Origin of the sequence: Corynebacterium mendelii (assembly GCF_017307055.1) — a bacterium.
In the GTDB taxonomy this organism is placed as follows: Bacteria; Actinomycetota; Actinomycetes; order Mycobacteriales; family Mycobacteriaceae; genus Corynebacterium; species Corynebacterium mendelii.
On record NZ_JAFLEQ010000008.1, the window covers coordinates 486443 to 493414 of the forward strand.

Genomic DNA, 6972 nt, shown 5'->3' on the forward strand with positions numbered 1-6972 from the left:
TGGTGGCCCCGTCAGCCGGGTTCCGCCGGGTGGTGGTGTGCTGTATCCACCGCCGGTGAATGCACCGCCGATGGTGTGTTGGTGACCGGCCAGCCCCGGTTTCAGAGAACAAGCGTGTTTCATTTTTTTTAAAAGGAGTCAGTGACCCATGACAGTTTCCCGTATCCCCACCGGCGGCGACGACCCGGACAAGGTGTCGCTGATTGGGCTGACCTTCGACGATGTGCTGCTGATTCCGGATGCCTCCGACGTCATCCCCTCGGAGGTGGACACCTCTTCCCAGCTGACCCGCAACATCCGGCTGAACATCCCGATGATCTCCGCGGCGATGGATACGGTCACCGAAGCCCGGATGGCCATTGCCATGGCCCGTCAGGGCGGGATGGGTGTGCTGCACCGCAACCTGTCGGTTGATGACCAGGCCGGTCAGGTTGAGGTGGTCAAGCGCTCCGAATCGGGCATGGTGACCAACCCGATCACCTGCCGGCCCGACCAGACGATCGCCGAAGTGGATGCCCTGTGCGCCAAATTCCGTATCTCCGGGCTGCCGGTGGTGGACGAGGACGGCCATCTCCTGGGTATCTGCACCAACCGGGATATGCGTTTCGAACCCGATTTTTCCAAGCGGGTCGACGAAATCATGACGAAGATGCCGCTGGTGGTCGCCGAAGAAGGCGTGACCAAAAAAGAGGCGCTGCAGCTGTTGAGCGCCAACAAGGTCGAAAAACTTCCCATTGTCACCAAAGACGGCACACTCACCGGCCTGATCACCGTCAAAGACTTCGTGAAAACAGAGCGCTACCCGCAGGCCTCGAAAGACGAGTCCGGCCGTCTTCTGGTCGGCGCCGGGGTGGGCACCGGTGAGGGGTCTTTCGAACGGGCCGGCGCCCTGGTCGACGCCGGGGTGGATGTGCTGGTGGTCGATACCGCCCACGCCCACAACCAGGGGGTGTTGGCGACTGTGGCGAAAATGAAGCAGTCGTTTGGCGACCGGGTCGATGTCATCGGCGGCAATCTGGCCACCCGGGCGGCAGCCCAGGCGATGATCGATGCCGGTGCCGACGCCATCAAAGTCGGTATCGGCCCCGGTTCGATCTGCACCACCCGGGTGGTGGCCGGTGTCGGGGCCCCGCAGATCACCGCCATTATGGAGGCTGCGGCGGCAGCCAAAAAAGCCGGTGTGCCGATTATCGCCGACGGTGGCATGCAGTTTTCCGGCGATATCGCCAAAGCCCTGGCCGCCGGGGCCTCCACGGTCATGCTCGGTTCGCTGCTGGCCGGTACCGCCGAAGCCCCCGGTGAAACCGTTGTGGTCAACGGCAAGCAGTACAAGCTCTACCGTGGCATGGGCTCGCTCGGTGCCATGCAGGGCCGGGGCCTGTCGGGGGAGAAGCGGTCGTTTTCCAAGGACCGCTACTTCCAGGCGGATGTGAAATCGGAGGAAAAACTCGTCCCCGAGGGCATTGAGGGCCGGGTGCCCTTCCGCGGCTCGGTGGAGCAAATCTCCCACCAGCTGATCGGCGGTCTGCGGGCGGCGATGGGATACACCGGATCAGCGACCATCGAAGAACTCCACGGGGCGAAATTCGTCCAGATCACCGCCGCCGGGCTGCGGGAATCCCACCCGCACGACATTCAGATGACAGTTGAAGCCCCCAACTACTACCAGCGCTAGATCCCTGCCCCCATGCAGCCACCCGGCGGGCCGCGGTGGGCGACCGCCCCGCACCGGGGCACGCGGCGGTGCCTGTCAGGTGGCCCTGCCGTGGGGGTTGCCGGTGCCCGCGGGTAGCGTGGGGGCCGGCTGGCCGGCGCGGTATGTCCGGCAGTTTTTTCAAAAAAATACCTCTGTTACAAACCGTTTTTTCCCACTCCCAAGGAGACACCCGTTATGCGCGACATCGTCGAGATCGGCCGCGGCAGGGAAGCTGTCCGCACCCACCAACTGGCTGAGGTGAGCCTCGTGCCGACACGGCGCACCCGCAGCTCCAAGGACGTCGACACCACCTGGTCGATTGACGCCTACACCTTCGATGTTCCCTTCGTCTCCCATCCGACGGATGCCCTGGCGGGGGAGGAATTCCTGGAGGAGTTCGGCAAAGCAGGCGGCCTGGGGGTCATCAACGCCGAAGGCCTGTGGGGCCGCTGCGCCGACATCGAGGGGGCCATCGATGAATTGGTCGCCAAAGCCACCTCCCCCGAGCCGGAAAGCGAAGCCGTCGCCTACCTGCAGCAGCTGCACGCCCAGCCGATCGACCATGAGCTGTTGGCTCAGAGAATCGCCAACTTCCGGGCCACCGGCCAGACGGTGGCGGTGCGCGTCAGCCCGCAGCATGCCCGTGAACTGGCGCCGGTGGTCATCAAAGCCGGTGCCGAAATCCTGTTCATCCAGGGCACGGTGATCTCCGCGGAACATGTCGCCGAAGGCGGCGAGCCGCTGAACCTGAAGGAATTCGTCTCCTCACTGGATGTTCCGGTCATCGCCGGCGGCGTCTACGACTATTCGACCGCCCTGCACCTGATGCGCACCGGGGCGGCCGGGGTGATTGTCGGCGGCGGATCCAACACCAATGCCGAGGCCATGGGGATCGGTACCGGCATGGCCACCGCCATTGCCGATGTGGCCGCCGCCCGGCGGGATTACCTGGATGAAACAGGGGGCCGCTATGTGCACGTGCTCTGCGACGACCGGGAAATCATCTCCTCGGCTGACGCGGTCAAAGCCATCGCCTGCGGCGCGGATGCGGTTGTTCTCGGGGAGCCGTTGAGCAGGGCGAAACAGGCCGCCGGCCGGGGGGTCTACTGGACCCACGCTTCGGCGCACCCGCGTTTCCCCCGCGGCCGGGTGGAGGCGATCAACCACACTGTGGCCGTCAACGACGCGGAATACACCATCGGTGACGCCCCGGTTCCGGTGGATGAAATCCTGCACGGGCCGTCCACCGACACTTTCGGCGGGCTGAACTTCGTCGGGGCGCTCAAACGCGCCATGGGCAAATGCGGCTACACCGATCTCAAACAGTTCCAGAAAGCCCCGCTGACCCTGTCGGCCTGGCCGCTGTAGCGGCGGGGAAGAAAACCCACCTAAAAAAACCGGCCGGCGAACACCGGGGGCGGCGGTTGTCCGGGGTGGGTGGCCGCTCATCCCATACAGCCCGTGCCGCGCAGGCGGTGCGTCCCTGCCGGGGCCCGCGGCCACAGGCCGGACGGAACCATCACCCGCAAACCGGTTCCTTCTTGGCGTGCGGGCTTCTATAATGATTGCCACGCGTGGTGTTGTCCGCCGGTTGACCAACCGGCGGGGATTGGAAAACGCGTGTTACCTGCCCATCCTGTTGTACATCGTTTCCGGCCGAACAAGATTGGTGTTGCGATCCCCATGACTGCACCGAAAGACAAGCCCCGCAGTGACACGATCTATGCGCTTGCCGCACTGACCGTGGGCACCATCGCGGGCACCAATCCCGGTGACAGCAGCGCCTTCCACAACCGGCTCGGACAGGACACCGCCGCAACACCCACCACCGACCGGGCCGCGGAACGCGCCGCAGCCAGTGTGGTGGTCAACGCCTACCGGTCGGCCTACGCTGCCGCGGATCCCGGGGCGCGCAGGCCCGGCCGCCGGGGACTGTAGACCACCCGCGCCCTAAAACAAGGCCGCCGCGGGGGTGACCTGAGGTTTTTCATCCCGGGCGGTAGTTTTCACCCCTGTTGTTTTACCTCGGCCCCGGATCCGGGCAACTGATGCTCCTGCGGTGCGTTAGAATCCCGTACGTGGAACAACTCAAGCACCAACCCGTCCTGGTCGTCGACTTCGGCGCCCAGTACGCCCAGCTCATTGCCCGCCGCATCCGTGAGGCCCGCATCTACTCGGAGGTGATTGCCCACACCGCCACCCCGGAGGAGATCAAAGCCAAAAACCCGGCAGCCCTGGTGCTGTCCGGGGGACCGTCATCGGTGTACGCCGACGGCGCGCCGTCACTGGATCCCGCCATCATGGAATTGGGAATACCGGTGTTCGGTATCTGCTACGGCTTCCAGGCCATGACCCACGCCCTGGGGGGAGTGGTCGGGGAAACCGGCAACCGTGAATACGGCCGCACCCCGTTGCACCTGGAGCACGACGGCATCCTGCACAAAGGCCTCGACGACACCCACACGGTGTGGATGAGCCACGGCGACGCAGTCACCCAGGCCCCGGAAGGGTTTACGGTGGTGGCACGTTCGGCGGGCGCCCCGGTGGCCGCTTTTGAATGCGCGGCGAAAAAAATGGCCGGCGTGCAGTACCACCCGGAGGTCATGCATTCCCCGCACGGGCAGGAAGTGCTGACCAACTTCCTGGTCAATATCGCGGGTCTCGAACAGAACTGGACTGCGGCCAACATCGCCGAGGAACTGGTCGACCAGGTCAAAAACCAGATCGGAGAGACCGGCCGGGCGATCTGCGGATTAAGTGGCGGCGTGGATTCCGCGGTCGCCGCAGCCCTGGTTCAGCGGGCCATCGGCGACCGGTTGACCTGTGTGTTCGTCGACCATGGTTTGCTGCGCGCCGGGGAACGCGAACAGGTGGAGCGTGATTTCGTGGCCGCCACCGGCGCGAAATTGGTCACCGTTGATGAGGTGGATGCCTTCCTGGCCAAACTCAAAGGCGTGTCCGAGCCGGAAGCCAAACGCAAAGCCATCGGCGCGGAGTTCATCCGTTCCTTCGAACGTGCCGTGGCCGGTGTGCTGGAAGACGCCCCGGAAGGCTCCTCGGTTGATTTCCTGGTGCAGGGCACCCTGTACCCGGATGTGGTGGAGTCCGGCGGCGGATCGGGGACCGCCACCATCAAATCCCACCACAATGTGGGCGGGCTTCCCGACGATGTCGAATTCGAGCTCGTGGAGCCGCTGCGGCTGCTGTTCAAGGACGAGGTGCGGGCCGTCGGCCGGCAGCTGGGTCTTCCCGCCGAGATCGTCGGCCGCCAGCCGTTCCCCGGCCCCGGCCTGGGAATCCGCATTATCGGTGAAGTGACCGAGCAACGGCTCGATACGCTGCGGGCCGCTGACCTGATCGCCCGCACCGAGCTGACCGCCGCCGGGCTGGATGAACAGATTTGGCAGTGCCCGGTGGTGCTGCTGGCCGATGTCAGAAGTGTGGGTGTGCAAGGCGACGGGCGCACCTACGGCCATCCGGTGGTGCTGCGGCCGGTCACCAGCGAAGACGCCATGACCGCCGACTGGACCCGCATTCCCTACGATGTGCTGGAAAAAATTTCCACCAGAATCACCAATGAGGTTGACGGCGTCAACCGGGTGGTGCTCGATGTGACCAGCAAACCCCCGGGAACCATCGAATGGGAGTAGGCTGACGCCACTTTTTTCGGCGCTGTCACTTTGACCACCCCCACCGGGCCACCGTCCGGTCATGGCTGTTTCCCGGCCCGGCTGTCGCCGGGCGGGGCAGTCGGCCGACGGTGGCCCGGTCTGCTGTGTGGCGGGGGAGTTTGTCCATGACAGGGGCACCCCCGTGCGTTTTGGGCCTCACCACGGCGGTGTCTCCCGGCAGGCCGGGCCGGCGGGGGCGGGATATCCACCAGAGACCCCGGATGCGGCAAAGCCACCGGGTGCCGCGGTTTGAGCAACAACCGCGGCACCCGGTGGCCCACACAAACAGGTGCCGGTGAAAAAAATCTAGCCGAGTTCGTCGGACAGTGTCATCAAAAACAGTTCCTGCTCGATCCAGATCGCGGCCCGCTGGCCGTCAGAGGCGCCGGTGACCACGAAGCCGGTGGCGGCGGGAAGATCCCGGTTGACGGCCACATCACCGACCGCGTACACCCCCGGGACCGAGGTCTGCTGCATGGCGTTGACGGCGATGGTGCCCCACTGCGGCATCTGGTCGCAGCCGAGCTGGTCAGCCAAATCAGAGTGCTGCCGGGAATCCGGGCGGTAGAAGATGACCTCACGCTCCAGGGTGGAACCGTCATCGAAGTGCAGGACCATATGCGGTGCCCGCCCGGTGATTTCGACGACCTTTTTGTCGATGATGTCCACCCCGCCGGAGGAGACGATTTCTTTCAGCTGGTCGTCGATCGGATAGCCCTGGTTGAGCAAAATCACATCGTCGGAGAAACGGTCGGCGATGTAGCGGGCCAGCATGGCGTCCCCGGAGCGGGACGACAGCACCGCAATTGATCTGCCGGTGCATTCGTAGCCGTAGCAGTACACGCAGTGGAACAGCCCGCGGCCCCAGCGTTCCTCCAGGCCTTTGAGATCGCTGAGCTGGTCGAATTGCCCGGTGGCCAGCACCACCACTTTGGCGGTCACCTCATGCGTGCCGTCCTCGGCGGAATAGGTGACGTGGAAATCGCCCTGTTGGCCGGAGATTGTGGTCACCTGGCCGGGCTGCAGTTTGATCTTGGGGTACTGGCTGATTTCCTCGCGGGCAAGCTCGAGGAGCTTCGACGGCGGGAAACCGTCGCGGGAGAGATACATGTGCATGGCGGTGGCCGGTTTGTTGCGGGGTTCTCCCGCATCCACCAGCAAAACATCCCGCTGCTGGCGCCCCAGAACGGTTGCCGTCATGGCACCGGCGGGTCCGCCTCCCACGACTACGACGTCGTAGTGGTCCATGTGTTTTCCTTCCGATCATCATCTCCGGCGGGGAACAACCCGCCGAACGTGCCCCCGCGCTGGTCAGTTTACACCGTTAACAGTCAGTCCCATCGGGCACAGGGGGCGCACGGCGCAACCGTGGGATCTCCGGCAGTACCGGGCTGGTTGCTACGACCCCGGAACAGTCCGCGCCTAACACGGTTAACAGTAGCCGAAAGGGTGGTTTTTTCGACGATGCACCACTGTGATTGCCCCTTTTTATGGTGTGGCGGAGTTGTGCGCCCTCCGGTTATCCCCGGCGCACGGCGGCATTTCCGCTTTTTGCTTTCCCGGACCGGCTGGGACCGCGGCACCGCCGGCTGCCGCGGCCCCGGC

At 64.8% G+C, this 6972-nt stretch carries 5 protein-coding genes; 4 read left to right on the forward strand and 1 reads right to left on the reverse strand.

The features are described from left to right. The first annotated feature begins 148 nt into the window (after positions 1-148). The 4 genes from guaB (at position 149) to guaA (ending at position 5346) form a co-directional block, all read left to right on the forward strand. On the forward strand, positions 149-1675 hold the full coding sequence (gene guaB, locus JZY06_RS05425) for an IMP dehydrogenase (protein ID WP_207118951.1): 1527 nt from the start codon (positions 149-151) through the stop codon (positions 1673-1675). A 216-nt stretch (positions 1676-1891) separates the two neighbouring features. Beyond that, on the forward strand, positions 1892-3064 hold the full coding sequence (locus JZY06_RS05430) for a GuaB3 family IMP dehydrogenase-related protein (protein ID WP_207118953.1): 1173 nt from the start codon (positions 1892-1894) through the stop codon (positions 3062-3064). Between the two features lie 315 nt (positions 3065-3379). Next, a complete protein-coding gene (locus JZY06_RS05435) occupies positions 3380-3634 on the forward strand; it encodes a hypothetical protein (RefSeq protein ID WP_207118955.1) in 255 nt (84 codons plus the stop codon). 140 nt (positions 3635-3774) lie between these two features. Further along, a complete protein-coding gene (gene guaA, locus JZY06_RS05440) occupies positions 3775-5346 on the forward strand; it encodes a glutamine-hydrolyzing GMP synthase (RefSeq protein WP_377768794.1) in 1572 nt (523 codons plus the stop codon). A gap of 327 nt (positions 5347-5673) precedes the next feature. Here the strand turns inward: guaA and JZY06_RS05445 are convergent, their stop codons facing one another. After that, on the reverse strand, positions 5674-6615 hold the full coding sequence (locus JZY06_RS05445) for an NAD(P)/FAD-dependent oxidoreductase (protein WP_207118958.1): 942 nt from the start codon (positions 6613-6615) through the stop codon (positions 5674-5676). Positions 6616-6972: the final 357 nt, after the last annotated feature.